The organism is Bacteroidia bacterium (assembly GCA_025056095.1).
Taxonomy (GTDB): domain Bacteria; phylum Bacteroidota; class Bacteroidia; order JANWVE01; family JANWVE01; genus JANWVE01.
The window spans coordinates 1-15,739 of the sequence record JANWVW010000046.1 but is presented as its reverse complement, the minus strand read 5'-3'; the positions used below and the strand labels follow the sequence as shown (position 1 = coordinate 15,739).

The window sequence follows — 15,739 nt, the reverse complement described above, 5'->3', positions numbered from 1 at the left end:
CGCGCTTCCGCCCGCGCGTGCGAGCCCCTGCGGGGCGGGGTCGGCCCCACCCCCCCGACCCTTGCGCAGCAAGGGGCACGCCCAAAAAAACTTATTAAAAAACTTAATTCGTCAATTTAGCAAGTACTATTAAAACCTGTATCCTATGCTGATGCTACTGGTAAAACCTTGCCGAGTTTTGATAAACACTTGGTCATCTTTCTCAACTAACTTTCCATCTCTGTTGCCATCCTGAATAAAACGATAGTAGTTATTGAGTATATCTCGCAAGTTTATTCTTACTTCGTAGTGCTTTCTAAATATCTTGCCTACTTGCAGGTCTACTTGATGACGTGGAAGTTCATAAATGTCAGGGTTGTTTTGGCTACCTACTAAGTAAATACGAGGTCCAAATACATTATAGAGCAGTGAAACGGATATTTCTTTATCGGGGTTGTTGTACATAATGCCCCCATTGACTAAATAAGGTGATTGACCTTGCAATGGACGATTGTAGGTATATACATTGTATTTTGTCTTGCTACTGTCTAAAAAGATCCGAGAGCGAATAATAGCAGCATTAAACAAAATGTAAATGTGTCTAAGTGTATGACTTACACTACGTAGGGACTTACGTACTTCGGTTTCTAGTCCATAATTGTAAGCTGCATCTGCGTTTCTAAAAGTGTAAGTTGGATTAGTGGCAAAAACGGCATATAACTCAATAGGCTTGACAAACTTTTTATAGAACAAACTTACGGAAAATAACTCTCCTGCGGTAGGAAACATTTCAAACCGCGCATCTACATTTGTGATGCGGGTACGTACAAGGTCAGGATTACCTAATACAATTCCATTGAGAATGAAATCGTTAAAAGCAAAAGGTGCAAGTTCTCTAAATTCAGGGCGGCTTACGGTTTGGTAGTAAGCTGCGCGTAAATTTATTTTTTCAGTCAGCACATAAGTCAAGTTAGCAGAGGGCAAAAAGTCATTGACTATAGTATTTACTTTGACAACAGAGTCATAGCTGCTTTGTAAAGCTTTATAGCTTTGTAGAAGTTGTTGGAATCGTTCCAGGCGTAGCCCTGTATTAAGTTTTATTCGGTTAAATGTCCAATCTGTCATTACATAAGCCCCTGTGTTGAGTCCCCCTACTACGAGATAACTGTCCGAGGGGCGAGTATTGTCGGTAACTAAAAATTTATTACGGTCAAACTTATTTCCTGTGATGTTCTCAGGTGCGAAAATTTGGTCTTCGGGCAAAACTAAGGGTGAGTAAATACCTAAATCAGGGGCATGAAAACTATTCATGAATTGACTTTGCTTCATGAGAATAATCCGTGCGCTAAAATCTCTGAATTTGTTGTTGAAGAAAGCGCCTACTTTGACTTTAAGTTCCAATGTGCGAGGTTTTGCACTGTTTGTGTCAGAGATTCTAAACTTGTACGGTGCTGTAAAGTCTACGCCGCCGTTGTACATTTTATCTATCAAATATGAGTAGAACCGCGAACCTGATGCGTTGGTTCCAAGATCTAAGCCTAGTGTAGGTACTTGGGCATACCATATAGTATCGGATAAAGGTCTATAATATCCTAGCCGTCTGAAATCAGGTTCTTGTCTGTCAGAAATGGAACCTCCTAGTCGCCATTGGGCTTTGTAGCCTTGATAAGTTTTAGCAAAAAAATGCTCTCCTGATATTTGGGCTGCCCTTAGGTTACGAGATAAATACCGTTGTGCAGTCATTCGTACTTCTTCTAGTGTCCTGTAATCCATTCCTGTTCTTAAGTTTACACTTTCATTCGCATTTTGGTTGTACATTGTTCTAACCACAAGTTTATGATTAGTATTTAATTTTATACCTGCGTTGAGTAGTCCTCCCCATGCTACGGTAGTTTGATATTCTTTTTCGGCAAATCTGAATTGGCGAGTAGTGTCTTCATATAATTGTCTTATGTGAAATAGAAAATTTTCGTTCATTCGGTAATTTAGCCCAAAGCTTAGACCTACTTCTTTTCTACTGATATTGAATTTGTCTTGTACAGTAACCGCTAAACTTTGATTAAGAGCACCTGTGCGCTGCTGCGGTTTCCACGTATTTTTGAACTTTTTGCCATACTCATAGAGGTTGTTTTTATTAGAAAGGCTATCATTTTCAATAAACCAGGTTTGTACAGTAGTGCTGATTGTTTTATCGGGTAAAACGCGCTCTGTTTTATCAAAGCCCAACCAATCAGTTTTACTTCCTTGTTGGTAGTAAAACGGCTTAAAAGTGGCTAAGTCATTGTAGCCAATACCGTAATTGATACTTGCTGCAAATTTTTCGGGAAAGTCTTTTGTGTTTACCTGAATAAGAGCTCCTGCAAATTCACCGTTGATATCCGCAGTTGCAGCCTTGATAATATTCATAGATGAAATTAGCCCTGCAGGAAAAATGTCTACACTAAAAGCTTTTCTATCAGGTTCAGTACTGGGAAGAATAATTCCGTTTAAGGTTAAATTGTTGTATCTGTCTGCTAGTCCTCTAACAATTACAAAACGATTGTCAATAATTGAGATGCCGGGTAATCGTTTGAGTACATCTGCGCCATCTCGGTCAGGGGTTCTGCGAATCATATCTTGGGAGATGTTGTCAGATATATTGGGCATGTTTTTTTGCTGTAAAAGGATAGCTGTGTTCGTTTCTTTTTCTACTTCGGCTTCTACCACTACTACGTTAGTAGTGATAGCATCTGATGCTTCCATTACAGTATTGAGAGTGGTTATTTTTCCTTCTTCTACTTTGACATTTGGAATTTTACGTGTTTTGTATGAAATATAAGTAAAAACTACTGTATAAGATCCTGCGGGTACTTTTAGTTCGTAGTTGCCTTCAATATCCGAAGTTGTTCCGTATGAAGTAGGTGCGCCATCAGGCTTTTCTAAGGTAACTGCTACTCCTATAAGCAGTTCGCCTGTATTATTATCTGAAATAGAACCTCTAATGATGCCCTCAGCCCAAGTAGTAGAAAGTAAAAAGCAAATTAAAGGTATTACCAATAAACTGCGTAACATGCATACAAAAATTTAAGTTGTGTGTTAGAATAGTGTTGCATGAATATTAACATATCATTAAATAACAAAGCACTTCGTTTTTGAAGTGCTTTGTTTTGCTTACCAAATATCTATTTTTTCATCTTTTTTCTCATTTTTCTTTTTGTTGCCAATTTTTTTGTTTTCGTCGGCAATTTCTGGGTCTGACCAATCAATTATGGGGCGTTTTTTGCCACCAGTAGAGTGTGTAGTTTTTACATTTGCATCATCCTTTTTTTTTTATCCTTGTCCGTATCAAATATGTCATTAAAGTCGACTACCTTTTCTTTTTTCTTTTCAGTGTTAATAGAGCTTGTTTTCTTTCCTTTTGGAGCAGGAGGTCCGTGTTTAGGCTTATAGTTTTCATCACGTATACCATCATTATAGGCTACTATCCAAGCGTCCTTGATGCCCATTCTCATAATATCTTGGCGGAAGAGTTCTGCGTTATCTTCTTCTCGGAACATGCCAATAGTATAGCGGTTCATTTCATCTTTAGACTCAGCCATAAAGTGTTGAGCAAAAAGCGGGTCAGCGGAGGGTTTGAATTTGACAAATGCACCAATTTGTACACGATAAACTCTACCAGGGGGGATAGTGCGCTTCAATTCTGCAATTTCATTAGCCTTATCTTGTATAATTTTATCTTTTTGGCTGATTTCATCGCGCAAACGTTGAATTTCTGAACTTAATTGGGATAGGCTATCTATTTGCTTTCTGAGTTTGTTGTTCTCTTCTTGGAGTAACATATTTGTGGTGCGTGCGTTAGCTAATTGGTTAGTTAAATTGTCTATTTGAGCTTTAGCAGCTCTTGGATTTTTCTTAATCGCTTTTAATGCTTTTTTTTCTTCTTTACTAGGTTTATCCTTTTTACCTTTTTTTTCGCTACTTTTAGTTTCTTTTTTAGCTTTGTCTTTCTTGTCTTTTTGGGCATAAGCAGGTTGTGTAGCAATTAGCCCAGCTACAATCCACCATATTGTACATATTGTAATAAAAAGCCCTGCTTTTCTCATAGTTGGTTGTATTTTTGTTTAATACTGCAAATATAAATACACTTTTCATATTTACAAATTCTCTTCTCATTTTTTAATAAATAATTCAAAAATTTGTTCTTGTTCTTGGCTAAACTTTGATAAACTACATTATTTTTAGCAACTTTGCGGATAAAAGTTCTGTTATCCTTAAAACAAAAAATGAACGTAGACAATCTGTTAGCTAAAGCCTTACGGCTAGAGTTCTTGTCTATTGAAGAAGGCATGTATCTGTATGAAAATGCTTCCACAGCCGAACTCATGTTTGTAGCAAATGAAATTCGTTTTATCAAAAAACCTGACAACATCGTAACTTGGATTATTGATAGAAATGCAAACTATACTAATATTTGTGTAGCTAACTGTAAATTTTGTAACTTTTTTAGACCTCCTGGACATAGCGAAGGCTATGTTACTTCTTACGAAGAGTTTTACCAAAAGATAGATGAATTATTTGCTCTTGGAGGGGACCAGCTACTTTTACAAGGTGGACATAATCCTGATTTGGGCATAGAATACTATGAAAACTTATTTCGTGCTCTGAAAAGATATAAGCCTGAACTTAAATTGCATGCGTTAGGTCCTCCTGAAATTGTGCATATTGCAGAAACCAGCAATTTGTCATATAGAGAAGTTTTATCCCGTTTGATAGATGCAGGGCTAGATTCTTTACCTGGAGCAGGTGCGGAAATCCTCAATGACAGAGTGCGCCGGTTAATTTCACAAGGTAAATGTAGCGGCAAACAGTGGTTAGATGTTATGCGAGAAGCTCACAAACTAGGTCTAACTACTTCCGCTACTATGATGTTCGGACATGTGGAAACCTTATATGAACGTTTTGAACACTTAGTTTGGATACGAGAGGTACAAGCAGAAAAACCTGAATACAGCAAAGGTTTTATTGCTTTTATCCCTTGGCCTTATCAAGATGATGGTACTATACTCAATAAAGTAAAGGGTATAAAAAATGAAGTAATGGCTGATGAATACTGCAAAATGATTGCGCTAAGCCGAATTATGCTCCCTAATATTGATAACATCCAAGCCTCTTGGCTTACAGTAGGACCCCAGGTAGCTCAATTATGTTTACACGGTGGTGCAAATGATTTAGGTTCTATCATGATTGAAGAAAATGTCGTATCTGCCGCAGGCGCATCTTACAGACTTTCTGCACAAGAACTACAAAATTGTATCAAAGAAGCGGGATTTATTCCTAAACTTCGCAACCAACAATACGAATATAGACCTCTTCCAGAAGTTCTATCTTACCTTAACTCTAACTAATACCATGCAACGAAAATATCAATCTATACTCTTTGGAGTATGCATGGGTGTTGTCATGATTGCAGGCTTCTTACTAGGCAGCTATGCACACGCTTTATTCTATCAAGTTACTATGTTCCTAACGTTACTTTTGGCGCCCCTGGGACTGATGCTATATACTCGCAAACAAGCAGGAGGATACTTAAACTACGGCAAAACATTTCAAGCAGGTTTTATACCTATTTTTTTAAGCGTCTGCATCCTATCAGTATTTTATTTTTTATATCTACAATACCTTAATCCCCTAGCCTTTGAGTACGAAAAACAAAAAACAGCCGCTAACCTTAAAGCAGCAGGTATGCAAGAAGACCTCATAAAAAACACCTTGCAAAATATGAAACCTATCAAAACCGCCCTAAACTACTTTTTAAGTTTCTGGATAGTAGGTACTTTGAGCTGCCTACTGTATGCCGCTCTCTGTTACAGAAGTGAAACTTCTTAATCACTATTTAATCAAATTTGATTAAAGTTATCCTCTACCAATACCTTTTGTCCTTTTATCTCAAATTCTTGTTACTTTACCTGCTACTTTTGCTTTTATGGAATTAGGGAGGTCTATCTTTCTACTGATATTTGTGCCTTTTTCTGTTTTTTGGCTACCTGCACAAAACTTTTTTGTAAGAGGTATAGTAAAAAGCTACACTGACACTACTGCTTTACCGAATGCTAATGTAGTTTTACTCAATCCTAAAGACAGCAGTATTGTAATAGGCACGCTGACAAATGAAAAAGGCTTCTTTAATCTACAAGCATCAGCAGGTGAATATATTCTTAAAATTTCTTTTGTAGGTTTCAAGAACTATCTTAAAATGATCAGCTTGAATAAAAACACTTTTGTAGGGATTATCAAACTGCAAGATGCTTATACCAAAGAAGTGGTCATAGAAGACAAAATTCCACCTGTAATACAAAAAGGGGATACTACACAGTTTAATGCAGATGCCTACAAAGTAGATAAAAATGCTAGCGCAGAGGATTTAGTTACTAAAATGCCAGGAATTACTATTCAAGATGGCAAAGTACAAGCTCAAGGCGAGGAAGTTCGCAGAGTATATGTAGATGGGCGCCCCTTTTTTGGCGATGATGCTAATGCTGTACTGCGCAATGTTCCTGCTGAAATGATAGACAAAGTACAAATTATTGACAGCAAAAGTGATCAATCGCGTATTACTCGCTTTGATGATGGCAACAATACAAAAATGATTAACATTGTTACTAAATCTCAATACAGAAACGGACAATTTGGACGCTTTGTAGCAGGTTACGGTACAGATAACCGCTATAAGCTAAACGCTACTTGGAATAGATTTAAAGGCACAAAACGCTTAACTATTCTTGCCCAAACCAATAACATCAATGAGCAAAATTTTTCTATGGAAGATTTAGCAGGCATTATGGGCGGAGGAGGAAATAACCGTGGAGGGGGTCCAGGCAGATTTATGGGAAGATGGGGAGGTCCCCCCAGCGGCTTTAATATACCGCGTGGACTTAATTTTGGAGGAGATAATACGTTTTTAGTAGCTAATAGCAATGGAGTTATTCAAACTCATGCAATAGGTATCAACTTCAACGATAAAATCAACAAAAAACTAGATCTTTCCACAAGCTATTTCTTTAATTGGAGTGATATTGATGCCGATTCTAAACTACTTAGACAATTCATATTACCTTCGGATTCAGGATTAGTGTACATCCAAAATGAAACGAAAGACACTCGCAATATCAATCACCGTTTTAATGCACGTATAGAATACAAAATAGACAGTTTGAATAGTATTTTATTGCAACCCCGTGTATCTATTCAAAACAACCATTTAGAAAATAGTTTTACAGGAAATAGTCGACAGAACCAGCAATTAGTCAACACTACTCGAAGCCGTAATGATAACATTAACCTTGCTTCTAATATCTCTATGCCCATTTTACTTACACATTTATTCAAGCACTATGGAAGAACCCTTACTATTAACCTTTCACCTACTTATAATCAAACACACGGCAGAAATTATTTACTCTCAAAAAACATATTTTACAGCACTTTATATACCATTTCTGATTCACTTAACCAGTTAGCAGATAATGACAGGCAGGGACTTAATGCTAACGGAAATATCACTTATACTGAAGCCGTAGCTAAATATCACTTTTTGCAAGCTACCTATACGTATACACATAACTTCAACAACACAGATAAAATTACTAATAACTATAATTATGCTGTTGGTGCGTACACGCTTAGAGATACCACTCTAAGTAACGTATTACATAATACTTACATTAGCCATAACTTTAATGGAGCATACCGGTTTGAAAACCAAAAGATGCAGCTTACCGCAGGTTTAGCCTATCAGCAAGCTTTTTTAAATAATAACCAACAATATCCACAAGTCTATAAAATTAACCGCACTTTTACTAACATTTTACCTAATGCCATCTTTGAGTATAAAATTTCAGATAAGAAGAATTACCGCTTAGTATATAGAACGCGTACAAATGTGCCCGAAATTTATGAGCTGCAAGAAGTGATTAACAACACTAACCCCACACAATTGACCATAGGAAATACAAGACTAAAACAAGATTTTCAGCACAATATTTTTACACGGTATTCTACTTCTAGCACGCAAACCTTACAAGGGCTTTTTATTGGGGGCGCTTTTACTATTACAGATAATTATATCGGTAATAGCACCATTATTGCAAAAAATGATACGGTTATACTTGATGATTTTCTACTACGCGCAGGTACGCAAATTACACAACCTACTAATTTCAAAATTGGAGAGTATTTCAGTATTCGCAGCTTTGGCAATTACAGTGTACCTTTTTCAAAAATTAAGACCAACTTCAACATAAATTATTTTGTTGCTTTTACGCAAACGCCAAGCTTAATTAACTATCAAAAAAACCTTTCTCAAAATACTATCTTAAACGGTGGAATTACGTTAAGTAGCAATATCAGCGAATATCTAGATTTTACTTTTTCTACCAATACAACTTACAATCAGGTACAAAACACCTTACAGAAGCAATTAAATACACGTTTTCTAAACCAAAATACAAGGTTCAAACTCAATACTACGGTAAAAAAGAGGTATATCTTTCAGACAGAAGTTTCTCATCAGCACAATAGCGGCTTGACACAAGCATTTAATCAAGACTTTATTTTATGGACAGCTTCCACAGGTATAAGGTTTTTGAAAGACAATAATGGTGAACTTAAAATTACCGTTTTTGATATATTAAAGCAGAACCGCGCTATTAACCGTACAGCTACAGATACATATATTGAGGATAATCAAACAAACTTATTACAGCGTTATATTATGCTGACTTTCACCTATCAATTCAGAAAGTTTAATCAAAATAGTATGCATGAAATGCCAAGAGTACCTCATCATTAAGTATTTAAGCTGAATTTTAGAGATATACTTTTGTTGCTAAAAATTTGTACCAATACCCCACAGAGCATAATCAGCACTAGCAAAATGTGTTTTGACCTGTACATATACATAAGCATATTTGTAGAATTGATACCTTATACCATACTTTTGATATATTTTGCTATATTTTTGCCATTTATCATATACGTAATACCCTGAACGAAATAAAACAGCAATTCTAGAGAACCATAATTCATGCCCTAAATATATTCCTATATGCTTAGCTGCACGTGATTCTTGTCCTACAAAAATTTGCTGTCTTTGCATTTCTTTGACAAGTGTATTGTCATGAAAAAACTCTACTCCTGCCTTCAATCGGCTAACGTGGCTCAATCGTATATGTGCTTGTGTGCTTATGTTGTAAGCTGCGTATAGATTTTTATCGCCTGGATAGATAGATTTTCCTGCTATGGCGGCATCTATTGCAGCACCCCATCTTTTTTTATACTGTAAAGATGTTCGCTTATTTTGTTTTTCGCAACTGCACTTGTATTTGAAAATATTTTTAGTAATGCCTATTTGTGCTGTAACTAAGTTCAATCCCAAATTTGGAGAACGAAATACGGCATTAGAAAAGTGTATTATAGCAATTCCCCCTTCTAGGTAATAACCTTTTTTTAGCTCCTGTTTCAGATTCAAGTTTCCTGCTACTGTGCAGTTGATATGGCTGCCAATAGCAGTATTTTTTGGATTATGCTGGAGATCAAACCGTTTGGTAAGAAAAGACAAGCCTGCGCCGATACGCCCTGAAAACACCGTGCTTTTACTTTGAATAATCGGAATATCTACGTGATAATAACTAGCAATAGCATAGCCTAAAATCTCGGGATGATTTAATCCTGAAAATAACAAAGATGTACCGATGCGAGGCTTTTTGTAAGCTGCTTGCCATACACTACTGCCATCAGTCTGAACATTATACTCTATCTCTAAAATTCCTATATGTCTATTATTTGTAAAATGAGTCATAAGATTAGTATGTGGCATGACAAAACCATAATGTCCTCTGATAGTAAGCTGGCCAATGTTATTTTGTGCGTTTGTATCGTTGAGATAAACTGTTATTTTTAACAAAATAAATACATAAAAAAACTTTTTCATACTATCGGCTGATAGGCAAATGAATGTTATCTTGGACAACCATGGCATTAGGAAAGTCTTTCAAAATTTCTTGTTGCAGCTTGCGGGCGTGCCAATACTGTGTGAAATCACCTACTCGAATACGATAATAGGGCTGTTCGTAGCTACTGTACGTATTGTACCTACCTTGTAATTTTAATATAAAATCTGACCGAATCCTTTGAGCTTGGTTATTATCTAGCCCTGAATAAATCTGCACTCTATAACCCTTAAAATTTTTACCTTCTTGATTAAGCCTGCGCTCTTTTAGCCGAAAACTGTCAAAATCAGGAATTCTATCAGTGAAAGGACCCGAGTATTTAGGTAAAGTTACCTTTTTAGTGTTTTCTTTTTTGGAATTACTTATTTCAGCTGCTTGTGCAGGGCTGGGCAGTTCTATGGTTATAGTAGGTTCAATAAAGTTTATGCGAGAGATATTCGCATCTACTGGTTCATCTTCATACACCCTTTGTGCTTGAGCGGCATTATAGAAAAAACTAAGTCCAAGTAATAATAACAAAGGTAGCTTTCTTATACGATGTAGAAACATATTCCCCTTTACCTAACTTGATTATTTTGACCATTCAGTCCATTTGATTTTGTTTCCTCTTCCTCTCGGGCTATTTTAGTAATAGATGCAATAGAATCATCTTCTGACAATCGAATTAAGCGAACTCCTTGCGTAGCTCTGCCCATTGTTCGCAATTCTTTTACTGCTGTACGAATGGTTATTCCGTTTTTGGTCATAATCATCAGGTCATCATTATCTGTAACTTCTTTTATAGCAACTAAATAGCCCGTTTTTTCAGTAATTTTAATAGTAGTAACTCCTTTTGTACCCCTATTTGTTAAGCGATATTCTTCAATAGGTGATCGCTTGCCGTATCCTTTTTCAGATACTACCATCAGCTCTGCATTGACATTCTCAACAGTTACCATGCCAATTACGTGGTCATTAGGATCATCAAAGCGCATAGCAGTAACCCCTGTTGCTGTTCTGCCCATAGGTCTTACAGTGTTTTCATGAAATCGCACTGCTTTACCCATCTTTGCGCCTAGTAAAATGTAGTGGTTCCCATTTGTCAAGCGTGCTTCAATAAGTCTGTCCCCTTCTTTTATGTTGATAGCGTTAATTCCCACAGTACGTGGATTACTATATGCTTCCAAAGTTGTTTTTTTAATGATGCCATTTTGAGTACACATTACGATGTAATGATTTTGAATGTAATCTTGATCGGTAAGAGTTTTGACATTAACATAAGCACGAATACGGTCATCTTCCTCAATGTTAATTAAATTTTTAATATCTCTTCCTCTGGCATTTTTTGCCCCTTCGGGAATTTCAAATACTCTTAACCAAAAACATTTTCCTTTCTCCGTAAATAAGAGTAAATAATTGTGTGCCGTGGCACTGAACACGTGTTCTACATAATCTTCTTCTTTTGTTGTAACTCCTGTGGAACCTACTCCGCCACGTTTTTGACTACGATACAACGATGCAGGTGTACGCTTAATATAACCACTTTTTGTAATAGTAACAATCATTTCTTCATCGGCAACCATGTCTTCAATAGTCAAGTCTTCAGCTGCATAGACAATTTCAGTACGGCGATCATCTCCAAACTTAGCTTCTATTTCACGAAGTTCTTTTTCTATAATTTTAGTTTGCTCATTCTTATCTAAAAGTACAGATTTGTAATATGCGATAGTTTCTTGTAGTTCATTATATTCTTGGAGAATTTTTTCTCTTTCCATGCTGGTCAATCGCTGCAAGCGTAAATCTAGAATGGCTTTAGCTTGTATTTCAGAAAGGTGATAGCGTTGAATAAGCTCTTGCTTAGCCAGTTCAGGAGTTTGTGCAGCTCGGATAAGGGAAATAATTTCATCTAAATCCTCTAAGGCAACTAATAAGCCTTTAAGAATCTCAGCTTTTTGTTCTGCTTCAGAAAGTAAAAACTGCGTTCTACGAGTAACTACTTCGTAACGGTGTTCAATAAAATAGTGTATCATATCTTTTAGGTTCAGTGTCATAGGTCTACCTTTGACCAAAGCGATGTTATTGACACTGAATATTTGCTGCATTTGTGTGTTTTTATACAAATGGTTAAGTACGATATTTGGATCTGTATCACGTTTGAGGTCAATGACTATACGTAAGCCTTCACGGTCAGACTCATCTCTAATATCACTAATGCCTTCTAATTTTTTTTCTGTCATCAATTCTGCAATGCGTTCAATTAGCTTAGCCTTAACAACTTGATACGGAATTTCACGAACAATAATTTGAGTTTTTCTTTCTGTTTCTACAATCTCTGCTTTGGCACGAAGGACAATACGCCCTTTACCGGTAAGCATACTCTCTTTTACGCCTTCGTAGCCATATATAATTCCCCCTGTTGGAAAATCAGGGGCTTTAATGTACTGACTAAGTTCCTCTACTGTAATACTAGGATTATGTAAATAAGCAATACAAGCATGTACTACTTCGCGCAGGTTGTGAGGAGGAATATTAGTAGCCATTCCTACGGCTATACCTGATGCTCCGTTGATGAGCAAATTAGGTACTTTAGCAGGAAGTACCGTAGGTTCAGTAAGCGAATCGTCAAAGTTAGGTTGAAAGTCTACTGTATTTTTGTCAATGTCAGCAAGCATTTCTTCGGCTATACGTTTTAATCTTGCTTCGGTATATCGCATAGCCGCAGGACCATCACCATCAATAGAACCAAAGTTGCCTTGCCCATCTAACAGAGGATAACGCAGAGAAAAGTCCTGTACCATGCGTACCATTGCTTCATACACTGCACTATCTCCATGGGGATGATATTTACCCAGTACATCACCTACTACGCGAGCGCACTTTTTATATGGGCGATTGGAAGCTAAACCCAACTCAGTCATACCGTATAATACTCGCCTGTGCACAGGTTTTAGACCATCTCGTACATCAGGTAAAGCCCTAGACACAATTACAGACATTGCATAGCTGATGTACGCAGACTTCATTTCATCCTCTATCGTAACAGGAATGAGTTTCTGTGTATTTTCCATTGCAAGCAAAAATACGAAAAATATCAATCCTTTTCTTTTTGCTTAAAACTCTATTACAGTTAGTAATGTTAAGTAAATGACTTAACTTTGTGCCATGAATAAAAAAGTCAGAGTTCGTTTTGCGCCTAGTCCCACAGGGGGATTACACATTGGTGGTGTTCGTACAGCACTGTACAACTATCTCTTTGCTAAAAAACACGGGGGAGATTTTATTCTTCGCATCGAAGATACTGACCAAACTCGCTTTGTAGAAGGTGCAGAAGAGTACATTATTGAAAGTTTAGCTTGGTTAGGAATTACTTTTGATGAAGGTACTCATGTTGGAGGTCCCCATGCGCCTTATAGACAGTCTGAACGCAAAGACATGTACAGACAATATGCCGAAGCCTTAGTAGAAAAAGGATATGCCTACTATGCTTTTGATACGCCCGAAGAGTTAGAGCAAATGCGTGAACGCCTAAAAGCTGCCAAAGTAGCATCCCCACAATACAATAGCATTACTCGTAATACTATGAAAAACTCTCTCACACTACCTGCTGATGAAGTCAAAGCCCGTATTGCAAACGGAGAACCTTATGTAATTCGGCTAAAAGTACCTCGCAAAGAAGAAATACGTTTTTATGACGAAATTCGTGGTTGGATAGTAGTTCAAAGTCATCAAATTGATGATAAAGTACTTTTGAAGTCTGATGGCATGCCTACCTACCATTTGGCTAATGTAGTAGATGACTATCTTATGCAAATTACTCATGTTATACGTGGTGAGGAATGGCTACCTTCGGCACCTTTGCATGTTTTACTGTACCGCTATTTAGGTTGGGAAGAAGTTATGCCCAAGTTTGCCCACTTACCCCTTATTTTACGCCCCGATGGTAATGGCAAACTTAAAAAACGCGAAAGTGGGGGCATCTTAACTTTTCCCATATCTTGGCATGACCCTACCACAGGTGAGGATTATTTAGGTTACCGAGAAGCTGGCTTTTTGCCCGAAGCCGTTGTTAATTTTTTAGCGCTTTTAGGTTGGAACCCTGGTACAGACCAAGAAATTTTTTCTATGCAAGAACTTATTCAAGCTTTTAGCCTAGAGCGTATCGGTAAGTCAGGTGCAAAGTTTGATGCTGAAAAAGTAAAATGGTTCAATGGTGTTTATATCCGTAATACAGATACACAAAAGTTACTTCCCTTAGTCAAACAAACACTTTCTGACCATAATGTAAGTGGCTTTTCTGATGAATACATTAGCCGAGTAATTGACTTAATGAAAGACCGAGTGGTAACTATACCCGATTTTTATACGCTAGCAATGTACTTTTATCAAGAATTTAACCAGTACGATGAAACTATGAAGCAAAAACAAGTAAACGCAGAAAACATTCAACATTGGCAGGCTATTTTACCACAACTCAAAAATCTAAATACATGGGACGCTGCTACTATTGAAAAAACTATACATGAATACGCTAACCTTAACAAAGTTAAAATAGGTAAAATTCTGCCCATGCTTCGTTTAATGATAACAGGTGTATCTTTTGGACCCAGCGTTCCCGAAATTATGGCTTTGATAGGCAAAGAAAAAAGTATTCAAAGAATAGAAAAAGCTCTTTCACTTTGGGCGCAGGCAGCCGAATAAGCTAATGGTAATTTCATCGCTTAATGTTTCAACTTACAATACTAGGAAACTCAGCAGCTGTACCTACCTTAGGTAGAAACACTACGGCACAAGCACTACGTTGTGAGCAGCATCTCTTTCTTTTAGATTGTGGCGAAGGCACGCAAATTCAAATTTTGAAGTATAAAATAAGAAGTAATTTTGAAGCCATATTTATTTCTCATCTGCATGGCGATCACTGCTTTGGACTAGTTCCTTTGCTTTCTTCTATGTCGCTCAATGGCAGAAAAACAGAGTTATTTATTGTAGGTCCGCAAGATGTGCAAAAGTACGTTCAAACACAACTCAATTTCACCCAAGCTTATCTCAATTTTCCTGTGTATTACCTTGTGCCACAAGAAAATAACCAAGTCGTATATGAGAATGCTAACCTTGAAGTACGAGCTTTTAGGTTAAATCACAGAATAGAAACGTATGGATACGTATTTAGAGAAAAACCTAAACCTCCGAAGTTTTTAGTAGAAAAAGCCCGTGCTTTGCAGGTAGCCCCGCACTTATTCAAATTTCTCAAAAAGGGCATACCTGTACAGAATATTCACGGACAAACTATATTTCCCGAACAAGTATTGGGAGAGAGAAAAAAAATTTGTAGTTATGCTTTTTGCACTGATACGGCTTTTTATCCTGAAATAGTCCCTTACATTGAAAAGGTTACTCTTTTGTATCACGAAGCAACCTTTAAACACAGTGAAATTCAAAAAGCAGTAGAGACTTATCACAGTACAGCCCTTCAAGCGGCTACCATAGCGCAGCTAGCCCAAGTACAAAAGCTTTTGATAGGACATGTTTCAGCCCGATATTTTAATTTAGAGCAGGAAGTAGTACAAGAAGCTCAAACTATATTTCCGCACACAGAATACGCCCAAGAAGGTAAAACTTTTTTAATTGAGTAAAAGGGATATACTTCAAAACGTGATACAACAAGCCATTTACGGATACTGATATTGTTCAACAAATTGAGAAAAAATAATTTGATTTTTAATTTTATTTTTTTGGGCGTGCCCCTTGCTGACGCAAGGGTCGGGGCATTCCGCACTGCGCTTCGCTTCGGTACTTCG

Annotated in this window: 11 protein-coding genes; 5 read left to right on the top strand and 6 right to left on the bottom strand. The window is 37.1% G+C overall.

Features of this window, described 5'->3' with window-relative positions:
• Positions 1-129: 129 nt before the first annotated feature.
• Together NZ519_05510 and NZ519_05505 are read right to left on the bottom strand one after the other, a co-directional pair.
• Positions 130-3,030 (bottom strand): carboxypeptidase-like regulatory domain-containing protein, encoded by a 2,901-nt coding sequence (locus NZ519_05510; protein ID MCS7028205.1) that lies wholly within the window; start codon positions 3,028-3,030, stop codon positions 130-132.
• Between the two features lie 233 nt (positions 3,031-3,263).
• Positions 3,264-4,061, bottom strand: coding sequence for a hypothetical protein (locus NZ519_05505; protein ID MCS7028204.1), 798 nt, complete (start codon positions 4,059-4,061; stop codon positions 3,264-3,266).
• A gap of 180 nt (positions 4,062-4,241) precedes the next feature.
• Between NZ519_05505 and mqnC the strand changes: the two genes are divergently transcribed.
• From mqnC to NZ519_05490, 3 genes are all read left to right on the top strand, one after another.
• Positions 4,242-5,363, top strand: coding sequence for a dehypoxanthine futalosine cyclase (gene mqnC, locus NZ519_05500; GenBank protein MCS7028203.1), 1,122 nt, complete (start codon positions 4,242-4,244; stop codon positions 5,361-5,363).
• Between the two features lie 43 nt (positions 5,364-5,406).
• Positions 5,407-5,844 carry a DUF4199 domain-containing protein gene (locus NZ519_05495; protein ID MCS7028202.1) on the top strand — a complete coding sequence of 146 codons (438 nt, stop codon included), beginning with the start codon at positions 5,407-5,409 and terminating at the stop codon, positions 5,842-5,844.
• Between the two features lie 97 nt (positions 5,845-5,941).
• A complete protein-coding gene (locus NZ519_05490) occupies positions 5,942-8,806 on the top strand; it encodes an outer membrane beta-barrel protein (protein ID MCS7028201.1) in 2,865 nt (954 codons plus the stop codon).
• Between the two features lie 36 nt (positions 8,807-8,842).
• Here NZ519_05490 and NZ519_05485 read toward each other — a convergent pair whose 3' ends face one another.
• The 3 genes from NZ519_05485 to gyrA are packed head-to-tail and all read right to left on the bottom strand — an operon-like array spanning position 8,843 to position 13,012.
• A complete protein-coding gene (locus NZ519_05485; GenBank protein ID MCS7028200.1) occupies positions 8,843-9,946 on the bottom strand; it encodes an acyloxyacyl hydrolase in 1,104 nt (367 codons plus the stop codon).
• Position 9,947: 1 nt separating this feature from the next.
• On the bottom strand, positions 9,948-10,514 hold the full coding sequence (locus NZ519_05480) for an SPOR domain-containing protein (GenBank protein MCS7028199.1): 567 nt from the start codon (positions 10,512-10,514) through the stop codon (positions 9,948-9,950).
• Positions 10,515-10,522: 8 nt separating this feature from the next.
• Positions 10,523-13,012, bottom strand: coding sequence for a DNA gyrase subunit A (gyrA, locus tag NZ519_05475; GenBank protein ID MCS7028198.1), 2,490 nt, complete (start codon positions 13,010-13,012; stop codon positions 10,523-10,525).
• Between the two features lie 94 nt (positions 13,013-13,106).
• Here gyrA and gltX point away from each other — a divergent pair, with 94 nt between their 5' ends.
• A complete protein-coding gene (gene gltX, locus NZ519_05470; protein MCS7028197.1) occupies positions 13,107-14,642 on the top strand; it encodes a glutamate--tRNA ligase in 1,536 nt (511 codons plus the stop codon).
• Positions 14,643-14,665: 23 nt separating this feature from the next.
• The gene (locus NZ519_05465) at positions 14,666-15,574 is read left to right on the top strand and encodes a ribonuclease Z (GenBank protein MCS7028196.1); all 909 of its coding nucleotides are present in this window, start codon (positions 14,666-14,668) and stop codon (positions 15,572-15,574) included.
• Here NZ519_05465 and NZ519_05460 read toward each other — a convergent pair.
• Positions 15,514-15,739 (bottom strand): hypothetical protein (locus NZ519_05460; GenBank protein MCS7028195.1); only part of this gene is annotated, 226 nt, incomplete at its 5' end. The two genes, NZ519_05465 and NZ519_05460, sit on opposite strands and share 61 nt — an antisense overlap.

What these genes read in the sequence shown, in the direction of transcription:
- NZ519_05485 (MCS7028200.1), bottom strand. Translation starts at nt 9,946, where the DNA reads ATGAAAAAGTTTTTTTATGTATTTATTTTGTTAAAAATAACAGTTTAT.
- NZ519_05495 (MCS7028202.1), top strand. Translation starts at nt 5,407, where the DNA reads ATGGGTGTTGTCATGATTGCAGGCTTCTTACTAGGCAGCTATGCACAC.
- NZ519_05505 (MCS7028204.1), bottom strand. Translation starts at nt 4,061, where the DNA reads ATGAGAAAAGCAGGGCTTTTTATTACAATATGTACAATATGGTGGATT.
- NZ519_05490 (MCS7028201.1), top strand. Translation starts at nt 5,942, where the DNA reads ATGGAATTAGGGAGGTCTATCTTTCTACTGATATTTGTGCCTTTTTCT.
- NZ519_05510 (MCS7028205.1), bottom strand. Translation starts at nt 3,030, where the DNA reads ATGTTACGCAGTTTATTGGTAATACCTTTAATTTGCTTTTTACTTTCT.
- mqnC (MCS7028203.1), top strand. Translation starts at nt 4,242, where the DNA reads ATGAACGTAGACAATCTGTTAGCTAAAGCCTTACGGCTAGAGTTCTTG.
- NZ519_05465 (MCS7028196.1), top strand. Translation starts at nt 14,666, where the DNA reads ATGTTTCAACTTACAATACTAGGAAACTCAGCAGCTGTACCTACCTTA.
- NZ519_05480 (MCS7028199.1), bottom strand. Translation starts at nt 10,514, where the DNA reads ATGTTTCTACATCGTATAAGAAAGCTACCTTTGTTATTATTACTTGGA.
- gltX (MCS7028197.1), top strand. Translation starts at nt 13,107, where the DNA reads ATGAATAAAAAAGTCAGAGTTCGTTTTGCGCCTAGTCCCACAGGGGGA.
- gyrA (MCS7028198.1), bottom strand. Translation starts at nt 13,012, where the DNA reads ATGGAAAATACACAGAAACTCATTCCTGTTACGATAGAGGATGAAATG.